General features: G+C 37.2%; 23 protein-coding genes and 1 tRNA gene. 16 read left to right on the top strand and 8 right to left on the bottom strand.

Translation table 11 applies throughout. From position 1 onward, the window contains the following. The first annotated feature begins 363 nt into the window (after nucleotides 1–363). The 8 genes from Q0X66_RS06995 (at nucleotide 364) to rplT (ending at nucleotide 9,819) form a co-directional block, all read left to right on the top strand. Nucleotides 364–2,583 (top strand): NADP-dependent isocitrate dehydrogenase, encoded by a 2,220-nt coding sequence (locus tag Q0X66_RS06995; RefSeq protein WP_297704646.1) that lies wholly within the window; start codon nucleotides 364–366, stop codon nucleotides 2,581–2,583. Between the two features lie 123 nt (nucleotides 2,584–2,706). Beyond that, nucleotides 2,707–5,085, top strand: a complete 2,379-nt coding sequence (locus Q0X66_RS06990) for a TonB-dependent receptor (protein WP_297704644.1) — start codon at nucleotides 2,707–2,709, stop codon at nucleotides 5,083–5,085. 8 nt (nucleotides 5,086–5,093) lie between these two features. Then, entirely contained in the window at nucleotides 5,094–5,990 is an 897-nt protein-coding gene (locus Q0X66_RS06985) for a DUF4249 family protein (RefSeq protein ID WP_297704642.1), read from the top strand. A 279-nt stretch (nucleotides 5,991–6,269) separates the two neighbouring features. After that, complete coding sequence (locus Q0X66_RS06980; RefSeq protein ID WP_297704641.1) at nucleotides 6,270–6,497, top strand: DUF6095 family protein; 228 nt, start codon at nucleotides 6,270–6,272, stop codon at nucleotides 6,495–6,497. Between the two features lie 111 nt (nucleotides 6,498–6,608). Beyond that, nucleotides 6,609–8,549, top strand: a complete 1,941-nt coding sequence (thrS, locus tag Q0X66_RS06975; protein WP_297704640.1) for a threonine--tRNA ligase — start codon at nucleotides 6,609–6,611, stop codon at nucleotides 8,547–8,549. Between the two features lie 37 nt (nucleotides 8,550–8,586). Continuing rightward, complete coding sequence (gene infC, locus Q0X66_RS06970; RefSeq protein ID WP_297704707.1) at nucleotides 8,587–9,135, top strand: translation initiation factor IF-3; 549 nt, start codon at nucleotides 8,587–8,589, stop codon at nucleotides 9,133–9,135. A gap of 40 nt (nucleotides 9,136–9,175) precedes the next feature. Continuing rightward, nucleotides 9,176–9,373 carry a 50S ribosomal protein L35 gene (gene rpmI / locus Q0X66_RS06965; RefSeq protein WP_297704638.1) on the top strand — a complete coding sequence of 66 codons (198 nt, stop codon included), beginning with the start codon at nucleotides 9,176–9,178 and terminating at the stop codon, nucleotides 9,371–9,373. Nucleotides 9,374–9,474: 101 nt separating this feature from the next. After that, nucleotides 9,475–9,819: a 50S ribosomal protein L20 gene (gene rplT, locus Q0X66_RS06960; RefSeq protein WP_297704636.1), complete on the top strand. Its 345-nt coding sequence runs from the start codon at nucleotides 9,475–9,477 to the stop codon at nucleotides 9,817–9,819. Between the two features lie 69 nt (nucleotides 9,820–9,888). Here rplT and Q0X66_RS06955 read toward each other — a convergent pair whose 3' ends face one another. Further along, a complete protein-coding gene (locus Q0X66_RS06955) occupies nucleotides 9,889–10,311 on the bottom strand; it encodes a secondary thiamine-phosphate synthase enzyme YjbQ (protein ID WP_297704633.1) in 423 nt (140 codons plus the stop codon). Between the two features lie 63 nt (nucleotides 10,312–10,374). Here Q0X66_RS06955 and Q0X66_RS06950 point away from each other — a divergent pair, with 63 nt between their 5' ends. Beyond that, the gene (locus Q0X66_RS06950; RefSeq protein WP_366938680.1) at nucleotides 10,375–11,199 is read left to right on the top strand and encodes an HAD family hydrolase; all 825 of its coding nucleotides are present in this window, start codon (nucleotides 10,375–10,377) and stop codon (nucleotides 11,197–11,199) included. Here Q0X66_RS06950 and Q0X66_RS06945 read toward each other — a convergent pair. The 5 genes from Q0X66_RS06945 to tgt form a co-directional block, all read right to left on the bottom strand. Beyond that, a complete protein-coding gene (locus Q0X66_RS06945; protein WP_297704703.1) occupies nucleotides 11,196–12,500 on the bottom strand; it encodes an asparagine synthetase B in 1,305 nt (434 codons plus the stop codon). The two genes, Q0X66_RS06950 and Q0X66_RS06945, sit on opposite strands and share 4 nt — an antisense overlap. Continuing rightward, nucleotides 12,487–14,040, bottom strand: coding sequence for a replicative DNA helicase (gene dnaB, locus Q0X66_RS06940; protein ID WP_297704631.1), 1,554 nt, complete (start codon nucleotides 14,038–14,040; stop codon nucleotides 12,487–12,489). The genes Q0X66_RS06945 and dnaB overlap by 14 nt, the downstream gene beginning before the upstream one ends. 168 nt (nucleotides 14,041–14,208) lie before the next feature. Further along, nucleotides 14,209–15,162 (bottom strand): acetyl-CoA carboxylase carboxyltransferase subunit alpha, encoded by a 954-nt coding sequence (locus Q0X66_RS06935; RefSeq protein ID WP_297704629.1) that lies wholly within the window; start codon nucleotides 15,160–15,162, stop codon nucleotides 14,209–14,211. 512 nt (nucleotides 15,163–15,674) lie between these two features. Then, on the bottom strand, nucleotides 15,675–16,754 hold the full coding sequence (locus Q0X66_RS06930; protein WP_297704627.1) for an LptF/LptG family permease: 1,080 nt from the start codon (nucleotides 16,752–16,754) through the stop codon (nucleotides 15,675–15,677). A gap of 2 nt (nucleotides 16,755–16,756) precedes the next feature. Then, on the bottom strand, nucleotides 16,757–17,887 hold the full coding sequence (gene tgt / locus Q0X66_RS06925; RefSeq protein ID WP_297704625.1) for a tRNA guanosine(34) transglycosylase Tgt: 1,131 nt from the start codon (nucleotides 17,885–17,887) through the stop codon (nucleotides 16,757–16,759). Nucleotides 17,888–18,047: 160 nt separating this feature from the next. Between tgt and Q0X66_RS06920 the strand changes: the two genes are divergently transcribed. From Q0X66_RS06920 to Q0X66_RS06910, 3 genes are read left to right on the top strand one after another with little or no spacing between them, the layout of a single operon-like run. Beyond that, nucleotides 18,048–18,893: a transketolase gene (locus Q0X66_RS06920; RefSeq protein ID WP_297704623.1), complete on the top strand. Its 846-nt coding sequence runs from the start codon at nucleotides 18,048–18,050 to the stop codon at nucleotides 18,891–18,893. Nucleotides 18,894–18,917: 24 nt separating this feature from the next. Beyond that, entirely contained in the window at nucleotides 18,918–19,874 is a 957-nt protein-coding gene (locus Q0X66_RS06915) for a transketolase C-terminal domain-containing protein (RefSeq protein ID WP_297704621.1), read from the top strand. 51 nt (nucleotides 19,875–19,925) lie between these two features. Beyond that, nucleotides 19,926–20,513 (top strand): outer membrane beta-barrel protein, encoded by a 588-nt coding sequence (locus tag Q0X66_RS06910; protein WP_297704619.1) that lies wholly within the window; start codon nucleotides 19,926–19,928, stop codon nucleotides 20,511–20,513. Between the two features lie 65 nt (nucleotides 20,514–20,578). Here the strand turns inward: Q0X66_RS06910 and Q0X66_RS06905 are convergent, their stop codons facing one another. Further along, nucleotides 20,579–21,529: a hypothetical protein gene (locus tag Q0X66_RS06905; protein WP_297704617.1), complete on the bottom strand. Its 951-nt coding sequence runs from the start codon at nucleotides 21,527–21,529 to the stop codon at nucleotides 20,579–20,581. A gap of 78 nt (nucleotides 21,530–21,607) precedes the next feature. Between Q0X66_RS06905 and Q0X66_RS06900 the strand changes: the two genes are divergently transcribed. The 3 genes from Q0X66_RS06900 to Q0X66_RS06890 are packed head-to-tail and all read left to right on the top strand — an operon-like array spanning nucleotide 21,608 to nucleotide 23,060. Continuing rightward, a complete protein-coding gene (locus Q0X66_RS06900) occupies nucleotides 21,608–21,979 on the top strand; it encodes a S4 domain-containing protein (protein ID WP_297704615.1) in 372 nt (123 codons plus the stop codon). Further along, a complete protein-coding gene (locus Q0X66_RS06895) occupies nucleotides 21,966–22,547 on the top strand; it encodes a methyltransferase domain-containing protein (protein WP_297704613.1) in 582 nt (193 codons plus the stop codon). The genes Q0X66_RS06900 and Q0X66_RS06895 overlap by 14 nt, the downstream gene beginning before the upstream one ends. A 12-nt stretch (nucleotides 22,548–22,559) precedes the next feature. Next, a complete protein-coding gene (locus tag Q0X66_RS06890) occupies nucleotides 22,560–23,060 on the top strand; it encodes a phosphoribosyltransferase family protein (protein WP_297704611.1) in 501 nt (166 codons plus the stop codon). On the opposite strand, the gene Q0X66_RS06885 is transcribed toward Q0X66_RS06890, so the two are convergent. Continuing rightward, nucleotides 23,049–23,564: a shikimate kinase gene (locus Q0X66_RS06885; RefSeq protein ID WP_297704609.1), complete on the bottom strand. Its 516-nt coding sequence runs from the start codon at nucleotides 23,562–23,564 to the stop codon at nucleotides 23,049–23,051. The two genes, Q0X66_RS06890 and Q0X66_RS06885, sit on opposite strands and share 12 nt — an antisense overlap. A gap of 155 nt (nucleotides 23,565–23,719) precedes the next feature. Here Q0X66_RS06885 and Q0X66_RS06880 point away from each other — a divergent pair. After that, nucleotides 23,720–23,792: transfer RNA gene (locus tag Q0X66_RS06880), tRNA-Lys, on the top strand. Nucleotides 23,793–23,815: the final 23 nt, after the last annotated feature.

Below are 23,815 nucleotides of genomic sequence, written 5' to 3'. Positions count from 1 at the left end.
AATTTAGAACTTAGGTTTTATGTTTAAGATAAATGAAGTAAAACGATGAGAAGAAGCCTTCATGTGTTGCTTGGTTGAAAAATTAAGAACAAAGAAAGTTTCAAACGTTGATTTAGTTAGTCAAATGCAATCAATGGTTGCAGTACTGTACTCCGGTACAGAACAAAAAGTTTGCTAACTATTTCTAAAAAGCCATGTCAATGTACTTGTACAATGATATGGCTTTTGTCTTTTATAATTTTCCCCTTACCTTTCTTTCACTTGATAAGCTACATTAACTTAAACTAAAGTTTAAAAAACAGTGGTTTTATGACCTGTTAAAATTGTATATTTGCTGCGCTTTAAACAAATTCACTTTAATTTATGCCCAGAATAATATACACTAAAACCGACGAGGCACCGGCTTTGGCAACCCAATCATTTTTACCCATAATAAAGGCATTCACTAAAACGGCTGGTGTAGTCATTGAAGTAAAGGACATCTCCCTGGCGAGTAGGATTTTGGCAACTTTTCCAGATTTTTTAGAGGAGAACCAACAAACTCCTGATGATCTGACTGAATTGGGTAACCTGGCAAAAACCCCTGAAGTAAATATCATTAAACTGCCAAATATAAGTGCGTCAATTCCTCAATTAAAAGAAGCAATTGAAGAGCTTCAAAATAAAGGATACAAATTACCAGTTTATCCTGACGAACCTAAAAATGAAAAGGATTTTGAGATTAAATCCAGATATGACCGTATTAAGGGTAGTGCTGTAAATCCTGTATTACGAGAAGGCAATTCTGATAGGAGAGCTCCGGTACCCATAAAGAATTATGCCAGGAAAAATCCACATTCAATGGGTGCATGGGATACCAATTCAAAGACACATGTTGCCACAATGGCGCATGGTGATTTTAAATCCAATGAAAAATCACTTACTATTGAAAAGGCCACTGATGTTAAAATAGTTTTATCGGCTACTGACGGCTCTTTAAACGTTTTAAAAGAAAAAATATCCTTGTTGAATGGTGAGATAATTGATGCAACCATCCTGAGCAAAACCGCACTTCTGGAATTCTTAAAAGAGCAGTTGGCAGATACGAAGAAAAAAGGAGTACTATTCTCTGTTCATCTGAAGGCAACTATGATGAAAGTCTCAGACCCAATTATCTTTGGCCATGTAATGGAGGTCTATTTTGCTGAAGTATTTAACAAGTATGCAGAGCTTTTTGAGGAAATTGGTATCAGCTCTAATGATGGTCTCGAAGTGCTATTCGAAAAATTAAAAAACCTTCCCGAGAATAAAAGAATAGAAATTGAGGAAGATATAATGCAAGCTATGCAAGATGGTCCTGATCTTGCCATGGTAAATTCCGAAAAAGGAATTACTAACCTCCATGTACCAAGCGACATCATTATTGATGCATCTATGCCTGCTATGATCCGTACTTCGGGTCAAATGTGGAATACGGAAGGAAAGCTTCAGGACACTAAAGCCATAATCCCTGACAGTAGCTATGCAGGGGTTTATAAAGCTACCATAGATTTTTGCAAAAAGAACGGAGCTTTTGATCCGCGAACTATGGGAACTGTACCTAATGTTGGCCTTATGGCTCAGAAAGCAGAAGAATATGGCTCGCATGACAAAACCTTTGAAATTAAAAAGGATGGTTTTGTAAGTGTTATTGACAATCTCACCGGAGAAGAGCTTTTAAAACATAAAGTTGAAACAGGTGATATATGGAGAATGTGTCAGGTTAAAGATGCCCCAATTCAGGATTGGGTAAAACTTGCTGTATCCAGGGCAAGAACTTCTGATACTCCTGCTGTATTCTGGCTGGATAGGGAGCGGGCTCATGATCGGGAACTGATCAAAAAAGTAAATAAATATCTTCCTGAAAGTGATACTTCAGGCCTCGATATCAGAGTATTGTCGCCCGTGGAAGCTACAAATTTTACACTGAATCGGATTATAGAGGGCAAAGATACAATCTCCGTTTCGGGCAATGTCTTGAGAGACTATTTAACTGACCTGTTTCCTATTCTTGAAGTTGGAACCAGTGCAAAAATGCTTTCTATTGTGCCTTTAATGAATGGTGGTGGGTTGTTTGAAACCGGAGCCGGCGGTTCTGCACCAAAACATGTGGAGCAATTCCTTGAAGAAGGTCATCTTAGATGGGATTCATTGGGTGAATTTTTAGCGCTTAGTGTATCTCTCGACTTTTATGGAAATAAAAATAATAATAGCAAAGCTTTAGTTTTGGCCAAAGCACTGGATAAAGCAACTGAAGAATTTTTGGATAACGATAAATCGCCATCAAGAAAAGTAGGTGAATTGGATACCCGAGGAAGTCATTTTTATTTAGGCCTATATTGGGCCAGGTCTCTTGCAGATCAAGAAGAAGATAATGAACTTAAAAATACTTTTACAAAATTTGGCAAATCACTTGAAAAAAATCGCCAAAAAATATTGGGAGAATTGATTGATGCGCAAGGAACTCCTCAGGATATTGGCGGATATTATAAGCCAGATCCATTGCTGATGAGCAGTGCCATGAGACCAAGTAAAACCTTAAATTCTTTATTAGAACAAGTTTAAGTATACATATTTAGAAATATTTGAAACCCCTGTGAAGATCGCCGGGGTTTCTCTATTTTAAATTACTGTTAACAATGGTTTGATTATAATCTTAATGCATATTTTAGCGGAAAAATTGCTTTAATGTACCAATCCTTGCGACTATTCTTAATTGCATTCCTTTTTCTAATTTCAAATTCTCTCTTTTCACAACAAAGGTTCACGGTAAGTGGAACAATTACAGAAGCTTCGAGCAATGAAACTTTAATTGGAGTTACTTTACTGGTCCCTGAAATAAATACCGGTGTTACCACAAATGATTATGGTTTTTACTCCTTGACGTTACCTGAAGGAGAATACCAAATCAGAATCAGTTATCTGGGATACCAGGAAATAGTCCAGACTATATCACTTACAAAGGACCTTAGAATAAATTTTGAAATGTTTGAAGAGGTTGAACAATTAGATGAAGTTGTTGTGACGGAAGATGTTGAAAAAGTTAATATTCGCAAGCCCCAAATGAGTGTAAATTCCCTTTCTGTGCAAACCATCAAGAAAATTCCGGTCGTTTTGGGTGAGGCAGACGTTATAAAATCGCTTATTCTTTTGCCAGGGGTAACCAGCGCAGGTGAGGCGTCCTCAGGCTATAATGTGCGTGGCGGTGCAGTAGATCAAAATCTTATTCTTCTGGATGAAGCCACTATTTTTAACTCTTCACATTTGTTTGGCTTTTTCTCTGTTTTTAATCCGGATGCCATAAAGGACGTAAAACTTTTTAAAGGTGGCATTCCATCGAGATATGGAGGACGCGTTTCTTCCGTACTTGAAATATTTCAAAAAGAGGGAAATAGTAAAAAGTTTCATATGACCGGGGGTATAGGCGCGGTAGCGAGCAGATTAATGGCAGAAGGACCAATCGTAAAAGACAAGGCCGCCTTTTTAATTGGTGGCAGAGCCTCTTACGCACATCTGTTTCTTCCTCTCTTCGATGTTCCTAATAAAGCTTATTTCTATGATCTTAATGCTAAATTAAATTATAAAATAAATGACAGGAACAATATTTACCTTTCAGGTTATTTTGGGCGAGATGTTTTTAGCATCTCAGATATTTTTGAAAACACCTATGGCAATGGGGTAGTTAACTTTCGCTGGAATCATCTTTTCTCTAATAAATTATTTTCCAACCTCTCCATAATTTACTCAGATTATTATTATGGTTTGGAACTTGATTTTGTTGGATTTATATGGAATTCTGGTATTCAGAATTTTAATGTCAAATATGACCTTAAACATTATCTCAGCGAAAAACTACGACTTAATTACGGAATAAATAATATCTACTACAAATTCAATCCGGGGAAAATCGTCCCAAATAGCCCAGAATCGGGCATATTAGAAGATCAACTTATTGAAAAATATGCCAATGAATTTGCGGCATATATTGATGTAGAACATAATGTGACCGAAGACTTAAGTTTGGAATATGGACTTCGGTTTAGTTATTTTATGAGATTGGGTCAAGATGAATTAAACGTTTATGAAAATAATAAGCCGGTAATTTTTGAACCAGGCCTTCAGATCTATAAGGGAGCGGACCCCATAGAAACCATAAATCCGGGCAGAGGGGAAACTTTGGCTACATTCGCAAATTTGGAACCACGGATTTCATTGGCATATACCTTAAACCAGGATAATTCGTTTAAAGCCAGTTATACAAGGTTAGCGCAATACCTTCACTTATTGTCTAATACCAGCTCACCTACTCCTTTGGATGTCTGGGCACCTAGCGGTCCTTTTATTAAACCCCAGCTCTTAGATCAGTATGCACTTGGGTATTTCAGAAATATAAAAAATGGAGATTATTCCTTTGAGGCAGAAGTCTTCTATAAAGACATTCAGAATAGGATAGATTATATAGATGGGGCAAACTTAATTGCTAATAACGCTATTGAACAGGTAATTTTAAATGGGATGGCCCGTGCTTATGGCCTTGAATTATTATTTAGAAAGAATCAGGGAAAGTTTCAGGGTTGGTTAGCCTACACATTATCGCGCTCAGAACAAAGGACACCTGGCAGAACTAATATTGAAACGGGCATTAATATGGGACAATGGTATAACACTCCATATGATAAAACACATGATATTTCAGTGTATGCAGGTTATACTTTAAATAAAAAATGGACTTTCAACAGTAACTTTATTTTTCAGACAGGACAACCTACCAATTACCCGGTAGGGCAGTTTGAGTTTCAGGGAATTGTTGTTCCCTATTACGGATTACGCAACCAGGAACGGTTGCCGAACTATAACAGACTTGATATATCTGCTACGCTCACTCCAAAGAAAAATGAAGGGAGAAACTGGAAGTCCGAATGGGTTTTCAGTATTTACAATGTATATAATCGGATGAACGCAGCATCTATTAATTTCAGGGAAAATCAGGACACCGGTGTCAATGAAGCTGTGCGTACTTCTATTTTCGGGATTGTACCCTCCGTAACTTATAATTTTAAATTTTAATCTGTACTATGAAAAAATACATCTACATCTACCTCCTGGCGGTTTTAGTTCTAAACGTTGCCTGTGAAGATGTCATAGACGTGGAAATTCCCACTGAGGAACCCAGACTTGTAGTTGATGCCTTGATACGGGTCGATATTGACGAACCATTTATTCCTGTTGAGGTTAAATTATCCTTAAGCAGTGATTTTTTTAATGATAATACTCCCACCTCCGCGGAAAGTGTTATGATTCAATATGATGAGTATGAAGATGGTGTAATCATTAATACACTTTTCTCTAATTTAGCCGAGTTACAACCAGGATCGGGGATTTACAAACCTGATCCTGACTTTTCATCAGATCAAAGAATTCCAACGAGCATTTTAGATAGGAATTTTGTTTTTAACCTATTAATCAGACATGAGGGTCGGCTATATCTTGCGACAACGGAATATGTGCCAGCAGTTCCAATAGATTCTGTAATTCAAGGAGAAGGAATACTTTTCAATGATGATGAAACAGAAATAACAGTAACATATACGGATGATCCTGAGAGGGATAGTTTTTATCTTTTCGATTTTGGTTTTAACGAATTTCTGGTCACGGAAGATAAATTTTACAAAGGACAGCAATTTAGTTTTTCGTACTTCTATGATCAAATTTTTGAACCTAATACGGAAATAGAGATTGGACTAATGGGGGCGGATCAGACTTTTTTTAACTATATGGATCTCCTGATTGAACAAACCACTAATGATGCAGGTGTTTTTGCCAGCCCTGTGGCTACTGTTCGGGGGAATGTGCTTGATATTACCGATATAGACAATATAGATGTAACAAATAATGTGGGTCAATCCAACGTATTTCCATTGGGGTATTTTGCGATTGTTCAGGAGTACAAAAGCAGTATTACCATAGAATAAGCCATTGGACCACTTACCGGAGAATAGATATCTTAATTCAGACTTCGCTTTTTCCATATCTATGTGCGCCCAACCCAAAGCAATGAACCCGGAATACCATTTCCATTGAAAAGGAGATAGTCCTTCACAGGGGAAAGTAAATCCGTCCTGCCAGTTCTTTTCCAGTACTCTTTTAGCCTGTTCAAGTAACTGTATTTCCATAGAATTACACTATTTAAGGAACTAAATATTGGGTAATATTCCTATTTTTGGTAAAATGGAACAAATTAAGGAACGGGTTTGAAAACGAACAAAGATTTAATTATTAAGGGAATAAAATACCTTGCCTATACACTTGTACTTATGTTTACTGCACCTGTTGTATTGTATCAGGCATTCAAAAATACCGAACATTCATTTTACATCCCCGTGCTTATCGTAGGTTGCATTCTCGCCATTAGTGCTATTGCTATGGGTTTTTATAGTATTAAGATACTTTTGGATGGTATTTTTACCAGTAACAAATAGTTAATCAATAAAATACTAGGGGTTTTAAATCCAATGAAAATCATTTAGGGATATTTTGCCTTCATATTTCTAAGATGTTATCTTTGCAAACTTAATTACTCATATCAGCATATGATTAAAATAACACTCCCGGACGGGTCAGTTAAAGAGTACGAAAAAGGCATTACTCCTATAGAAGTTGCTAAAAGCATTAGTGAAGGTTTAGCCAGGAATGTGATTTCTGCTACATTCAATGATATCGCAGTGGAAACTGTCACATCGTTAAATGAAGATGGTAAACTTGTCCTTTATACCTGGAGCAGTGCAGAAGGTAAAAAAGCATTTTGGCATTCTTCCTCACATATAATAGCCCAGGCCTTAGAGGAGCTATACCCTGGAATCAAACTTACTATTGGTCCTGCTATTGAAAACGGGTTTTATTACGACGTCGATTTTGGGGAGCAATCAATTTCTGAAAAAGATTTTCCGGCTATTGAACAAAAAGCTTTGGAAATTGCCCGTGGAAAACACGACTTTAAAATGCGTTCAGTTGCCAAGAAGGATGCATTACAATTTTATAAAGACCAGAGCAATGAATACAAGGTAGAGCTAATTGAAAATCTTGAGGATGGCACCATAACATTTTGTGATCATGATACCTTTACCGATTTATGCAGGGGCGGTCATATCCCAAATACGGGTATTGTAAAGGCAATTAAAATAATGAATGTTGCAGGAGCCTATTGGCGTGGCGATGAGAATAAAACTCAACTCACACGTGTTTACGGCATTTCTTTTCCCAAGCAAAAAGAACTAAAAGAATATCTCGAATTACTTGAAGAAGCCAAGAAAAGAGATCATAGGAAGTTAGGTAAAGAATTGGAATTATTTACTTTTTCTAAAAAAGTGGGACAAGGTTTGCCTCTATGGCTTCCAAAAGGTGCTGCTTTGCGGGAACGTCTTGAAAATTTCCTGAAGAAAGCTCAAAAAAAGGCTGGTTACGAAATGGTAATTACTCCGCATATTGGGCAAAAAGAATTATATGTTACTTCCGGACATTATGATAAATATGGAGAAGATAGTTTTCAACCTATTCATACCCCTAAGGAAGATGAGGAATTTTTGTTAAAACCAATGAATTGCCCTCACCACTGCGAAATATATAATTCTAAACCGGTGAGTTATAGGGAACTCCCAAAACGTTTTGCTGAATTTGGCACGGTTTATCGTTACGAACAAAGTGGCGAACTTCATGGACTTACTCGTGTAAGGGGTTTTACACAAGACGATGCACATATATTTTGCACACCGGATCAGTTACATCAGGAATTTATTGATGTGATTGACCTTTCACTCTATGTTTTAGGCTCATTGGGCTTTGAAAATTTTACCGCTCAGGTATCTCTAAGAGATCCGGAAAAGCCGGAAAAATATATTGGTTCTATAGAAAACTGGGACAAAGCGGAAAAAGCGATCATTAACGCCGCCGAGGAAAAAAATTTGAATTTTGTAATTGAAAAAGGTGAAGCCGCTTTTTACGGTCCTAAATTAGATTTCATGGTCAAAGATGCCCTTGGAAGAAACTGGCAATTGGGAACAATTCAAGTTGATTACAATCTTCCAGAGCGCTTTGAACTAACTTATAAAGGCAGTGATAATGAGGCACACAGACCTGTTATGATTCACAGGGCGCCTTTTGGCAGCATGGAACGATTTGTAGCCTTGTTACTCGAACATACCGGAGGAAATTTTCCATTATGGCTCACACCAGATCAGGCTATTATTCTGCCGGTAAGTGAGAAACATGAAAAATATGCGGAAAAAGTTTTAAATTCATTGGAAAATGACGAAATTCGCGCGCTCGTTGATGTTAGGAACGAGACCGTAGGAAAGAAAATACGTGAGGCAGAAATGAATAAAATACCATTTATGCTTATCGTAGGTGAAAATGAAGAGGCACAAAATACAATTTCGGTCCGCAGGCACGGTGGTGAAGACTTGGGAATGCTTAGTTTAAATGAATTTGCAAACTTGGTCGAAAAGGAAATAAGTAGTACATTAAAGTCGTTTTAAGAATAATAACGTTTAATTAAATATATCAGCCATAGCAATACGAAGAAGATTTAGGCCCCAACCTCGGAGGGAAAACAAGAATCCTCATAATATCAATGAAAAAATTACATCACCAAGTGTTCGCTTGGTAGGTGATAACGTTGAAGTGGGAGTATACCCTATTGCTAAAGCAATTGCTCTTTCAGAAGAACAAGGTCTGGATTTGGTTGAAATTTCACCTAAAGCAGATCCGCCGGTATGCAAGATTATAGATTACAAGAAATTCCTTTACGAGCAGAAAAAGCGAGAAAAGGTAATGAAGGCGAAGGCTACCAAAGTAATCGTAAAAGAAATAAGATTTGGGCCCAATACGGATGATCACGATTATGAATTTAAAAAGAAACATGCTGAAAAGTTTCTTAAGGACGGAGCTAAATTAAAGGCCTATGTATTTTTTAAAGGAAGATCTATAGTTTATAAGGATAAGGGAGAAATACTCTTGCTGAGGCTAGCACAGGAATTAGAAGAATTTGGCAAGGTTGAGCAGATGCCAAGACTTGAAGGAAAGCGAATGACAATGTTCATTGCTCCTAAGACGAAAAAATAAGAAAGAAAAGAAGCGAGATTAATAAATAAATAGGAAGAAAATGCCTAAGATGAAAACAAAATCCAGTGCCAAAAAGCGGTTTAAGCTTACGGGGACTGGTAAAATTAAAAGAAAGCACGCTTTTAAGAGTCATATTTTGACAAAGAAATCTAAAAAGCGTAAGCTTAAGCTAACGCATGCGACATTAGTACATGACTCTGATGTTGCCAATATTAAGGGACAATTAGGTTTAAAATAAATTATCCTTTAGGTAATCAGTATTAACCGTGGAGTTGGGCTTATAAAAGTGTTTTTAGAATAATTCTTAAAACCGCCTACTACAAAAAAAAATGTAAAAAAATGCCAAGATCAGTAAATTCAGTCGCTTCCAGAGCCAGAAGAAAAAAGGTGATGAAGCAAGCCAAAGGTTACTTTGGAAGACGTAAAAACGTCTGGACAGTAGCCAAAAATGCGGTGGAAAAAGCAATGGTATACGCTTATAGAGACCGTAGAAATAAGAAAAGAAATTTCCGTGCACTATGGATCACTCGTATTAATGCTGGTGCAAGATTACATGGAATGTCTTATTCGCAATTTATGGGTAAAGTAAAAGCCAACAAAATAGAACTTAATAGAAAAGTCCTTGCAGATTTGGCAATGAACCACCCAGATGCATTTAAAGCCATTGTGGATAAGGTAAAATAGTAAAAAGGATTCTCGCTCTAAAGCCCTGACTTAAACAGTCAGGGCTTTTTTTATACTACTTACTAAAAGTTAATTGCCAAAACAGCTTAGGATCAAACTACGACCTGAAGCGTTATTTCTGTGTTCGCATAAATATATCCCTTGCCAAATGCCCAGATTTAACTGTCCTCTGCTAATCGGGATTTGAATAGATGACCCCATTAGAGAAGCTTTTATATGAGCAGGCATATCATCTGAACCTTCATGGGTATGGACATAATATGGCGCATCCTCCGGTACCATGATATTCATATGTGCCTCAAAATCTGAACGCACCGTTGGGTCAGCATTTTCATTAATAGTTAAACTAGCTGATGTATGCTTTATGAACACATTCAGGATGCCCATCTTTATCCCTTGTAATTCTGGAAAGCTATCTTTAATGGTCTCCGTAATTAAATGCAAACCTCGCTTATAGGGTTTTAATCGTATTTCTTTTTGATAAATATTCATCTCAGTATATGTTAGTGTAAAACTTCATGAAATTTACTTGTAATTTAAACATAAAAAATACCTTTGCGCTCTACAACCAGTGATATGAATTTATCGGCAATTAAAATGGTAGTAACAGATATGGATGGAACGCTATTAAATTCCAGACATGAAGTTAGTCAGCATTTTTTTGAATTATATGAGGAATTAAAAAAAAGGAAAGTCCTTTTTGTAGCGGCCAGTGGCCGCCAACATAACAGTATTGCTGAGAAACTAAGTCAAATACAAAGTGAAATAATTATCATCGCTGAGAATGGAGGTTTGGTTGTACACAATGATCAGGAACTGATTTCAACTCCTTTGGATCCTGATTCAAAGAATACCATTCTTGAAATTTTAGATCAGATTGACGGGGCATTCCCTGTATTATGTAGTAAACATAACGCCTATATACTTGGTAACTCTCCAAAATTTATCAATACTCTTAAAGAGTATTATACCGAATATGCGATTTTAGACGATCTGCATAAGTTTAATGACGAAATAATAAAAATTGCTGTATATCACTATGGAGGCTCGGAAAAATATATCTATCCGGCTGTAAAACACCTGAAAAGCAAACTTATGGTCAAAGTCTCTGGTGAAAACTGGGTAGATTTATCTCATATAAATGCACATAAGGGTTTTGCTTTAAAGAATATACAGGAACAAAACGGCATTAGTCCTGAAGAAACTCTGGTATTTGGTGACTACAATAACGACCTGGAAATGCTTGCCCGGGCAAAATATAGTTTTGCTATGGCTAATTCACATCCAAATGTATTAAAAGCTGCAAATTACATGACCTTGAGCAATGATGAGTTTGGGGTAGAGCAAATTCTGGAAAAATTAATAAAGGATAAAAGCTAGGTCTTTTGTTTTTTCTTACGTGCTGCCGGAAATAAAACATTGTTTAAAATAAGTCGGTAGCCGGGTGAATTTGGATGAAGTTCCAATTCAGTTTTAGGATCCCCTACCCTATGCTGGTAGTCTTCCGGATCATGTCCTCCATAAAAAGTAAAAAACCCCTTACCCTTTATACCATGAATATAACGGGCTTCACCATTAATTTTATTTTCCCCTAAGACCAGTACAGTTGCCTTAACTTCATCTCTGGCAAAAGCTGTTGTCTGCCCCATAAAACCTTTAACCAAAGAGGTGTGATTCTGGCACAGCATAGTTGGAACAGGGTCCCATTTTGCTGAAAAATCCATCAAGCTAAAATAGTCAGTTTCCTTTGCAACATTGCTGCGTTTACTGGTCATATCAATAGATGAAAATTCATAGCGTAATGGGTTTCTTTCCAATGTAAAATTAGTAAAGGCAAAGGTCTTTTTTAAATCCAGTTTGCTTTGATAATTAGCATCTGACGGATCCCCATCAAACATTGGCTCACAAATATCAACTCCATCTGCAGCGAGGGCAATATCGAAACTATCTGTTGCCGAGCACATCGCGAACATAAATCCGCCACCTATTACATAATTTCTTATTTTAAGTACAACCTCTCTTTTTTCTTCTGATACCTTCTTGAATCCGAGCTTTGCCGCTAAGGCCTCAGCCTCCTGCTTCCCCTCAATATACCATGGAGCCGCCCTGTAAGCTCCATAAAATTTACCATATTGTCCTGTAAAGTCTTCATGATGCAAATGAAGCCAATCATATAAAACAAGTTTATTATCAAGCACTTCTTCGTCATAAATAGTGATATAAGGAATTTCCGCATAAGTCAATGCCATGGTTACTGCATCATCCCAAGGCTGATTATTCTTGGGTGAGTAGACCGCTATTTTTGGTGCTTTCTCAAGAATCACTGCTTCCTGATTTTTGGACGGGCTGCTTATCCCATCCAGAATTGATTGCGTCTGTCCGTCTGACAAGATTTCATAGGTAACACCCCGAATCTGGCACTCTTTCCTGATATTTTCCCCATCGGGTAATAAAAATGAACCTCCCCTGTAATTAAGTAGCCATTGTACCTTTTGTTGTTTGGTTAATACCCAGTAAGTAATGCCGTAGGCTTTTAAATGGTTTTCCTGACTTTCCGCATCCATGGGGATGAGAATTGTAGAAGCACTTGATTGAAATGAAGCCAATAAAAGAAATAGAACTAGAAAGGCGGTAGTGGCAGGCTTTCTAAATTGGAGTAAGCAGGTTTTAAAAAGGTACATCATTGTCATCCGGGTCTAAATCGGAATCCTCATTCATAGTACTTCCAAATGCTTCTTCGGCGTTAGGAAGGTTTTTTGTAATGAATGGATTATCCCCATCTATATTCATCTTTGACTGAAACTCAAATGGCGAATCAAAGTCATCCAAGTTATCAAATTTACCCAGTTGTGCAATGAACTTTAACCTAATATTATCTAAACCACCATTCCTGTGTTTAGCTACAATAAACTCTGCCTGTCCCTGAGTAGGTGTTCGCTCTTCATCATCCCATTCATCAATTTTATAATATTCGGGGCGATAAATGAAGGAAACGATATCCGCATCCTGCTCAATAGCCCCGGATTCACGGAGATCTGACAATATAGGCCTTTTACTACCTCCACGTGTTTCCACTGCCCTTGACAATTGAGACAACGCAATTACCGGAACATTTAATTCTTTTGCCAGTGCTTTTAAATTTCTTGAAATAGTTGAAATTTCCTGTTCCCTATTTCCACCTTTTTGGTTGCCACCCGCAGTCATTAGTTGCAAATAATCAAGAACTATTAGTTTAATATTATGTTGTGATGCTAATCTTCTTGCTTTTGCCCTAAGATCAAAAATTGATAGCGATGGGGTATCGTCAATGAACAAAGGAGCTTTTTCAAGTGCCTTAACCTTTACATTCAATTGTTCCCATTCATGTTTTTCCAATCTACCTGTTCTGAGTTTCTCAGAAGGTAAACCGGTTTCTGAAGATATCAGCCTGGTGATTAATTGAACCGAAGACATCTCCAAAGAGAAAAAGGCTACAGGAATATTGGAATTGACAGCCATATTTCTTGCCATGGATAGCGTAAGCGCAGTTTTACCCATACCTGGTCGTGCTGCTATAATTATCAAATCACTTGGCTGCCATCCGGATGTAAGTCTGTCTACCTTATCAAAACCAGAAGGAATTCCACTTAATCCATCTTTATTTGATATTTCTTCAATTTTCTTTTTAGCCTGAATCACGAGGTTTTGAGCTGTTTCAGCCGAACGCTTTAAATTTCCCTGGGTAACTTCATATAATTTTGCTTCCGCGTTATCCAAGAGGTCAAAAACATCGGTAGAATCTGTATAAGCATCCTCAATTATTTCGCTTGAAATTTTAATTAAACTACGCTGAATATATTTTTGTAGAATAATCCTTGCATGGAACTCAATATGTGCTGAAGAAGCCACTTTTTGAGTTAATCTAATTAAATAAAAATCTCCACCTATGGACTCAAGTCGTTCATCCTTGCGTAGTTGGCTGGAAACGGTTAATAAATCCACCGGTTCTGAACTTTCGAACAATTTAAAGATAGCTTCGTATATATAACGATGTGCATCTTTATAAAATGCATCAGGGTGTAAAATATCAATAACCTCATCCACGCCTTTCTTATCAATCATCATTGCGCCAAGCACAACCTCCTCTAAATCAACAGCTTGAGGGGGTATTTTACCCTTCTCAAGGCTTATGATTGCCGACTTACCTATTTTATGACCAATAACTGGACTGGGTTTTTCCATGGGTGTAAAAGTATGCAATTAACCTTAAGTTAACTTTAAATTAAGCTTTTCGGATATCAACAGTTAATTAACATTTAGTATGTTGATAAGTTACGAAATTGTGTTGATAACGAAAAAAATCCGAAGAATGAATTCTCCGGATTTGCCTCATCCTGATAAAAACGCTGATTAGCCGTTAAATACACCCATATTTGCGTATTTATTCATTCGTGCGGTAACTAATTCTTTTGGTGATAACTTTTTGAGATCCTCATAATTTTTAGCAATTTTATTTTTTACAATTTCAAAAGTTTTTTCTCTATTGCTATGAGCACCTCCAGATGGTTCCCGAATAATCTCATCTATTAGTTTTAATTTTTTCATGTCTGTTGCCGTGAGTTTTAAGGCGTCAGCTGCTATTTCTTTGTACTCCCAACTTCTCCATAAAATAGAAGAACAGGATTCCGGTGATATAACAGAATACCAGGTATATTCGAGCATCAAAACCCTGTCGCCTACTCCTATTCCCAGAGCGCCACCGGAAGCACCTTCTCCTATTATCACTACAATAATCGGTACTTTAAGGCGGGTCATTTCAAGTATATTCCTGGCTATAGCTTCCCCTTGTCCTCGTTGTTCTGCTTCAATACCGGGATAAGCTCCGGGAGTGTCTATTAAACAAACAACAGGTATTCCAAATTTTTCAGCAGATCTCATAAGTCTGAGCGCTTTCCTATATCCTTCAGGATTGGCCATCCCGAAATTCCTGTACTGTCTGGTCTTAGTATTATATCCCTTCTGTTGGCCAATAAACATATAACTTTGGTCGCCAATCTTGCCCAGACCACCTATCATGGCCTTGTCATCTTTCACGTTCCTATCACCATGTAATTCTAAAAAGGTATCCCCACAAATGGCTTTGATATAATCCAAAGTATAAGGCCTGTTTGGATGTCTTGAAAGTTGTACCGTCTGCCACGCCGTAAGATTTTTATAGATATCTTTCCGTGTTTCGTCTAATTTTTTTTCAATTTGCCGGCAGGTTTCAGTTACATCAACTTCACTCTCCTCGCCAATTATCTGGCATTTCTCCAATTGCTCTACCAGTTCCTTAATAGGAAGTTCAAATTCCAAATATTCCATTAATAAAGGTTTTTGCCACTTATAAAGATAGCATTAGTTTGATTGTCTGAACAAATATAAAATTTTATGCCGTCTTAAACATTAAATTAATAAACTCATCACGAAAGCTTACTTCTTATTCCATTTTCCTTATGTGATTTGCCCCTATTCTTTAGGATACCATTAGCAATTATGGTGCTAACTATAATAGAGGTTCAATATAATAAAGCGGACGCATCATTTCGCTTTGCCCAAAGCTTAGAAGTGCAGGGAAAATGCGATAAATTGGTTTTAAATTTATATTTAGCTTATCGGTATATGGACTGATGAATCTCATAACTTTTATTGTGGCAATAAAAGCACAAGCCGTACATACTGAGGCCAGGATAAGAATGAAAAACCAGTCGCTAAATAAGATGTGATTAGCATTCGAAACCAAACCAAAGGCATTGCATCTATTGAAATAATCTTCTTAAGTGCTGCCCTAAGGCCCAAATAACAACATCAGGTGAAGATGCCAGTAGTTTTTTAACTTATCGTTTGGCATTTTTAAGCAAATAAAATCCCAAAATCCCAAATACCAGATTAGGTATTATTACGGCCAGTAAAGGAGAAAATCCAGATTGCTCAGCCAGAGTACCAAAAACTTTGTCAAAAAATATATAAATAAAGGCAACCCCAATCCCAAAAGCAAGGTTTACACCCATCCCGCCGCGCCGTTTCACCGAAGAAACTGCCACCCCAATAACAGTAAGAATAAATGCGGTGATAGGTAGTGCCCACCGTCTGTATTTTACCAATATATAGGTATTTATATTTGATGCTCCTTTTTTCTTCTGAACCTCGATAAATTCATCAAGTTCAAATAAATTTTTGGTCTCGGCTACGTAGGAAACCGGGGTTAAGTCTTCAATATTAAATATAAACAAAGTATCCAATCTTCTTTTTTTCTCAATAATCTCAGTATTTGCCCTTATCTTCCGCTTAGTATATGACGTTAATCTATACAAGCTGTCTTTTGGTACCCAGCGAATATTACTTGCAGATATCTTATAATCCAATTGATTTTGATCATTAAAGTGTTCAAAAGTAAAATTATAACCTATCCTTCTTGCCGGATCAAAACTACTGACATAAATGAAATCATTCTCATTCAGTTGGTTAAAAATATTACTGGTTACCCGGTCTTTATTACCTCTTTTTAAATATTCAAACTTAAACTCATTGTACCTCTTGCTCGCATTTGGCACAATGAACATTCCCATAAAAAACATTAATATAGCAATAATACTTGCCCCTATCCAGTAGGGTCTCAAAAAGCGGCTATATGAAACTCCGGAACTTAGAATGGCCACTATTTCAGTATTATTAGCCAATTTGGATGTAAAGAAAATAATAGATAAGAACAAAAAGATAGGAAACAACAAACTACCAATGTAAATCGTAAAGTTGAGATAGTAAATAAGTATTTCATTCAGAGGAGCTTCATTGTCGATCATCTTCCCTATCTGTTCGGCAAGATTAAGCATGATGCCAATAGGCACAAACAGCAACAACATCGTTCCAAAAGTGACCAGATATTGTTTTAGTATGTATTTATCTAGAATTGTCATTTTTATAACCTCTTATCCATCTGCCGAACCATCTGATCTTTCCAGTTTGAAAAAGATCCTTCGAAAATGTGCTTTCTGGCTTCCCTAACTAATCGCATATAAAAACCAAGGTTGTGAATAGTGGCAATTTGTTTCCCCAAATATTCATTCGCCGCAAATAAATGACGTAAATATGCCTTAGTATATTCTTTATCAACAAAGGTAGTACCCTCCTCATCTATCAGGGAAAAATCATTCTCCCATTTTTTATTTTTGATATTAATAGTCCCATGTGCCGTAAATAACATACCATTCCTTGCATTTCTGGTGGGCATAACACAATCAAACATATCTATTCCTAACGCAATATTCTCTAAAATATTAATTGGTGTTCCCACACCCATAAGATATCGAGGTTTATCTTTAGGCAAAATATTACATACTACTTCGGTCATAGCGTACATTTCCTCCGCCGGTTCTCCAACAGAAAGACCACCTATGGCATTGCCCTCTGCCCCGGCATTTGCTATGTACTCTGCAGACTGAATACGCAGGTCCTTAAAAGTAGATCCCTGTACAATTGGAAAGAACGACTGAGAATAGCCATACTTATCGGGTATCTTATCCAAATGCTTTATACAACGATCTAACCATCTGTGGGTCATGTTCATAGATTGTTTTGCATAATTGTACTCACATGGATATGGCGTACACTCGTCAAAGGCCATAATAATGTCCGCACCAATTACCCTTTGGATTTCCATAACATTTTCGGGAGTAAACATATGTAAAGAGCCATCAATATGAGATTTGAACTTTACGCCTTCTTCCTTTATTTTCCTGTTGGCAGACAGTGAGTATACCTGGTAACCCCCACTATCTGTAAGAATATTTCTATCCCAACCCATAAACTTATGAAGCCCGCCTGCCTGTTCTAAAATCGAAATTTTTGGCCTCAAAAATAAATGGTAGGTATTTCCTAAAATAATATCGGGATCAATTTCATCTCTAAGTTCTCTCTGATGTACACCTTTTACGGACCCGGCCGTTCCAACTGGCATAAATATTGGAGTCTTAATTACACCGTGGTCGGTTATTATTTCTCCCGCACGGGCCTGTGTTCCAGAATCTGTATGTTCTAATTTAAACTTCAAAGCAAGAATTCAATGGCAAATATACTCAACTGACTTGCATAAAATACTTAACAAAAAAATAAAGTTCCACAAAGGGTTCCAACGTTAATAAAATATTATAACTACTCTTGTGGAAGCAAAAGTTTGCAACTACATTTGACCCTGAAAAAACAGAGATAAAATGTCAGAATTAAAGGAATTACAAGACCTCGTTTCACAAGTTCGCCGAGACATTGTACGTATGGTGCATAAAGTAAATTCCGGCCACCCTGGAGGCTCTTTGGGATGTACAGAATTTATGGTAGCCTTGTACAATGAAATCATGGACTTAAAAGAAGGTTTTGATATGAATGGACGTGATGAAGATCTGTTCTTTTTATCCAACGGCCATATTTCTCCACTTTTTTACAGTGTTCTGGCCAGGCGTGGTTACTTCCCGATTGAAGAATTACAAACATTTAGATTATTGAATTCCCGCCTGCAAGGTCATCCAGCCACACATGAAGGGCTACCCGGGGTAAGAATTGCTTCCGGCTCCTTAGGACAAGGTATGTCTGTTGCTATAGGTGCAGCATTGGCAAAAAAATTAAATAATGATGAGCACCTGGTATATAGTCTGCATGGAGATGGTGAATTACAAGAGGGCCAGAACTGGGAAGCGATTATGTACGCTGCAGGAAATAAAGTTGATAACTTAATAGCCACCATTGATCATAATGGTCAACAAATTGATGGTGCCACCACTGATGTATTACCTATGGGTGACTTAAAGAAAAAATTTGAAGCTTTTGGATGGGATACCATGGAAATTAAAAATGGGAATAATCTGGAGGAAATTATCCAGGGGCTTAAAGCAGCGAAGCAAAGAACGGGTAAAGGTAAACCGGTTTGTGTAATCATGGATACTGTAATGGGTCATGGAGTTGATTTTATGATGTATACACATGCATGGCATGGTAAAGCACCCAATGATGAACAATTAGAAATTGCATTAAGTCAGAATCCGGAAACACTCGGGGACTATTAATCCTCAATACGAAAAATCGAATTAATGAAAAAGTATATAGATCAAGGAAAGAAGGACACAAGAAGTGGTTACGGAGCCGGTATGACCGTGCTCGGTCGTACAAATCCAAAAGTAGTAGCTCTTTGTGCTGATTTGGTAGGTTCTCTTAAAATTCAGGAATTCATTAATGAAAATCCTGAACGTTTTTTTCAGGTGGGAATCGCAGAGGCAAATATGATGGGTATTGCAGCCGGACTTACCATTGGGGGATATATCCCTTTCACAGGTACTTTTGCGAACTTTTCTACGGGCAGAGTATATGATCAGATAAGACAGTCTATAGCTTATTCCGGTAAGAACGTAAAAATATGTGCTTCTCATGCTGGAATAACCCTTGGCGAAGACGGTGCAACACACCAGATTCTGGAAGATATTGGTTTAATGAAAATGTTACCCGGGATGACGGTCATTAACCCCTGTGATTTTAATCAGACAAAAGCGGCCACGATAGCCATTGCAGAACATGAGGGGCCAGTATATTTAAGATTTGGAAGGCCTGCCGTAGCTAATTTTACTCCTGCAGATCAGAATTTTGAGATAGGAAAAGCACTACTTCTAAATGAAGGTACGGATGTTACCATAATAGCCACAGGACACTTGGTCTGGCAATCTCTAATTGCTGCTGAAAACCTGGAAAGTAAGGGTATTTCAGCTGAAGTAATTAATATACATACTATTAAGCCATTGGATGAGGAAGCCGTAATTAAATCAGCACAAAAGACTGGTGCTGTAATAACTGCCGAAGAGCATAATTATCTGGGTGGACTTGGAGAAAGTGTGGCAAGGACTTTAACTACCAATTATCCTGTACCTCAGGAGTTTATAGCTACACAGGATACCTTTGGTGAAAGTGGCACCCCTGATCAGTTAATGGAAAAATACGGTTTGGATAATAAAGCTATAGAAAAGGCCGTTTTAGGGGTGTTAAAAAGAAAGGCGTAAAACTGTTGGCAAAGTATTAGGTCCCGTATAAGCCACTAAAACAAGAACATAATGAAAAAATCATTCTTAATTGCCCTTCTGGTATTAGGTTGTTTATCCACATTTGCACAAAAAAAATCAGGTTTTGGTATTAAAGCCGGACTAAACTATAGTTCCAACGGAGACTATCTTGAAGCAGTTGGGGAAGCGCTACAAAATCCGGATGCAAATGTCGGTTATCACGTTGGATTATTTGGAAAATGGGGAGATAAATTTTATCTGCGTCCTGAAGTGGTTTATACCCACACAAAATCCGGATATAGCGATGGTGACCTTAAAATAGACAAATTGGATGTGCCTGTTTTAGGAGGTTGGAGGATAATTGGCCCTTTAAATATTTTTGTTGGACCTTCTTTTCAATACATATTAAATTCAAAGTTCAGCGATATCTCGATAGATAATATAGAAAACGATTTTACTGTGGGATTGAATGCTGGAGTAGGAGTTAATTTGGGAAGAATTGGACTGGAGATAAGGTATGAAACGGGTTTTGGTGAAAATATAGCCACTTTTGTTAACACAAATATTACCTCTTTACCCGAAAGTAGGGTAGATACAAGAGCTGATCAGGTTATTTTTAGTTTATCTTTTAAATTCTGATTCTAAACATATATATAAAAAAGGCCCACAGATCTGTGGGCTTTTTTATGAAACAATTTTTCCAATTAACTGTCTGCATCAAGATAATCCGGGATCCCGTCTCCATCAGCGTCAGGAAATGAAATATTTCCTTGATTGTCAATAACAATTTCATCTCTGGTAAGTGTCCCATCCTGATCGTCATCAACATCTAAATGATTAGGCACAAACCCTAATCCTGATGACAGTTCCTCACTTTCATCGGTATTGTCATCAGAAAGATTTCCATTGCTGTTCAAATCCTCAATCATGGAAGGTACCCCATCATTGTCATAATCCGTATTTTCAATATATAAACCTGTATTTACCTGAAAAACAAGTTCCTCGTAAGCGCCGATTCCACTGCCTAATGGCGGGTTATTAAAATATGCCAATCCGGAAGGAAGAAACATCAAACCAATACCACTACCGACAATTTCCGACGTACCATCGGGATTAGAAATAATTTCTTCACCTACATTAAAATTCGAAATTCCGGCAGCGTATCCCCTAAGGAAAAATGGCAAGTATTGCCAGGTATAGGTACTATTACCGTCAAAAATTTCACCGGAAAGTAATTGACCTTCAAATTTAACAAGGGTTGAATCTGCTACCGTTGGACTCCCAGCTGTTCCGGGGCGTGCCGCAACATAATACAGCGTATGATCCACAGTTTCATCCTCATCCAAAAAAAATGATTCAGAGGAAACTGAAATAGTCATACTAGAGACCTGATCTATAAGAGGAATTTTATCTTCGGTTAGACCGGCAATAGTATCCAAAACTATCTTATAATTAAAATCCGGATCCGGATTCTCGAATTCTTCATAGTTATAATAATGCGTTTGTAAGTATTCTCTAATTGTTGCATCATTTTCAGCCTCAACCTCAGCCATGGACCTTGGGGGTGCAGATACAACACTTACCTCATCATCATTATTACAAGAGGATAAAATCGTCAATACCGCAATAAAGAGTATTACTCCTTTTTCTTTCATAGGTCTTCTTTTAAAGCCCGCAAGATACAATTTTCCACTATTTTTGTTTGAGTCGTTAACAAAGATTTTTATTTGCAAATGAGAATAGATAAGTATTTATGGAGTACCCGCTATTATAAGACCCGAAATATGGCTGCTGAAGCTTGTAAAAAAGGGCATGTACGAATAAATGGTAAAACGGTTAAACCTTCAAGAGAAGTCTATAATCTGGATGAAATTATCCTACGTAAAAATCAAATTAATTATGAACTCAGTGTCCTGGATATACCCTCCGGCCGGGTAAGTGCAAAACTGGTGGACATTTATAGAAAGGATACCACTCCGAAGGAAGTATTTGAAAACCACAAGCTAATGCAATTAAATAAAAATCATTATAGACAAAAAGGCGAAGGCCGACCTACCAAAAAAGAAAGGCGGGATATAGACGAATATCTGGATGAATCTGAATAAAGACTATTGGGAAAGGCGCTATGCCAGTAATAATTTGGGTTGGGATATAGGTACCGTGTCTTCTCCCCTCAAAGAATATATCGATCAACTTGAAAATAAATCGCTGAAGATATTGGTTCCTGGAGCTGGTAATGGTTATGAAGTAGTTTATCTCTACAATTCCGGTTTTAGAAATGTTCATGTTATCGATCTTGCCAGGCAGCCCTTGGACAAAATAAAGGCAGAAATTCCCGAGATTCCGGATAGTCAATTAATATATGGAGATTTTTTTAATCTGGAGGTGCAGGAATTCGACTTGATCATAGAACAAACTTTTTTTTGTGCTTTAAATCCAAAACTTCGCAAAAATTATGTACAAAAAATGTTTCAGCTTTTAAAACCTGGTGGCAGACTAGTCGGACTTTTATTTGACTTTCCCTTTACCATTGACGGTCCTCCATTTGGAGGTAGCCTAAACGAATATGAAGAATTATTTCATACTATATTTACTATAAAAGTATTGGAGCGGGCGAACAACTCTATTCCACCAAGAAAAGATAAAGAACTGTTTTTTATCTTTGAAAAATAATTTGGCGCCATTATGCAAAACAAAATACTTTCGCACGTACAGATTCAACATAAGATCAGAAGGATTGCCTATCAGATTTATGAGACAAATGTATCTGAGAAAAAGATTATAATCGCGGGTATTGTAGGGGGAGGATTAAATTTCGCAAAAAAATTACAAGCCGTTCTGAAAGACATAACTACAGCTGAAATTGTATTGTGTAAGGTGATGATGGACAAAAAAGATCCCATTAAAAGCGGGGTTACAATGTCTATTCCGGAAAGTGAATATAAAAACAAATCTGTTGTTCTTGTTGACGATGTTTTAAATTCGGGAACTACCCTTATTTATGGGGTACACCATTTTCTCAAAACCCCATTAAAACAATTGAAGACTGCCGTTCTGGTAAACAGAAACCATAAAAAATATCCTGTAAAAGCAGATTTTAAAGGCATTTCTCTTTCCACTTCCTTGCAGGAACATGTTAAAGTAGAATTTAAGGCAAAAAATGATGCGATTTATTTAGGGGAGTAGAGCTGTTATTTCTTCTTTTACTAATTCTGAATCCTTGTTGTCCCCAATTACCGTGTAATTGGCACGTGAATAATAAACGCCCCTTTCGAAAAGATGTTTCCCTATAAACTCTGGTAAATCTTCTTCCTTTAGATGCGCAATTAAAGGTCTGTGATCTTTCTCCTTATAGAGCCTTTCTATCAATGAAGCAATAGATAATCTAAGATAAAAAACCAGGTTTGTTTTTTGAAGAATAGTATCCATATTGACACCGTAGCAAGGTGTTCCACCACCTAATGCTATCACTAAATCACGATCATCATCAAGGATTTCATTTAGCAATGCGCTCTCTTTTTTCCTAAAGAACAGCTCCCCTTTAGTTGCAAATAGGTGAGCTATCTTCTCGCTCAACCTTGTTTCAATATAATCATCCAGATCTACGAATTCTAAATTCAATTCCTCCGCGAGCAGCTTACCCACAGTGGTTTTCCCACTACCCATATATCCTATCAGGACCACCTTCATTTTAAATATTTTGGTAAAAATGTACTAATTATTAAGGAATTCAAAGAAAACTTAAATTAATCTTTAATTGAACTTGAAAAATTAATTAATGATAGTATATTTGCACCCGCTAATGCCGTTTTGCAAATGGCTTTGGAGGAATAATTACCAAGAAAGACCTGGTAGCTCAGTTGGTAGAGCATCTCCCTTTTAAGGAGAGGGTCCTGGGTTCGAGCCCCAGCCAGGTCACTTTTAAGGTTATCAAATAAAAC

The sequence above is a fragment of the uncultured Eudoraea sp. genome, assembly GCF_947260015.1.
GTDB lineage: Bacteria > Bacteroidota > Bacteroidia > Flavobacteriales > Flavobacteriaceae > Eudoraea.
This window is presented reverse-complemented; position numbering and strand designations above follow the sequence as displayed.